The sequence below is a fragment of the Enterobacter sp. 186315 genome, assembly GCF_053290175.1.
Genome location: NZ_JBPTTK010000068.1, coordinates 1 through 635, shown reverse-complemented (window position 1 = coordinate 635; position 635 = coordinate 1). Strand labels below are relative to the sequence as shown.

General features: G+C 52.9%; 1 pseudogene. It reads right to left on the bottom strand.

Annotation, left to right across the window (positions count from 1 at the left end):
• Positions 1-61: 61 nt before the first annotated feature.
• A pseudogene (locus tag ACSVHP_RS22980) lies at positions 62-635 on the bottom strand (IS3-like element ISEc52 family transposase); the annotation flags it as partial.

Sequence of the window (635 nt, the reverse complement as noted above, 5' to 3'; positions counted from 1 at the left end):
ACGAACGGGACATATTAAAAAAAGCCGCGGCGTACTTCGCAAAGCTGTCCGACTGTTGTGGTCAACTAAAACTGGCCACCGCGTTAGAGTTTTTCCAGTATCGGTTTTCTGATTCGTTTGGTGGTAACCCACCATTATATTCGTGCGGTCTTAGTGCGCTGTAATATCCAACGATATAGTCCGTTATTGCGTGAGCTGCATCGCTGAAGCTTACATAGCCCGTCGCTGGCACCCATTCGTTCTTCAGACTCCTGAAGAAGCGCTCCATTGGGCTGTTATCCCAGCAGTTTCCACGCCGACTCATACTCTGCCTGATCCGGTATCGCCACAGTAACTGCCGGAACTGCCTGCTCGTATAATGACTGCCTTGATCGCTGTGGAACATCACCCCGACGGGCTTACCACGGGTTTCCCATGCCATTTCCAGTGCTTTCATGGTAAGCCTGCTGTCCGGCGAGAACGACATGGCCCAGCCCACTGGTTTTCTTGCGAACAGGTCGAGAACAACGGCGAGGTACGCCCAGCGCTTACCCGTCCAGATATAGGTCACATCACCGCACCACACCTGATTTGGTTCCGTTACGGCGAACTGTCGCTCAAGATGATTCGGGATAGCAACGTGCTCATGACCGCCA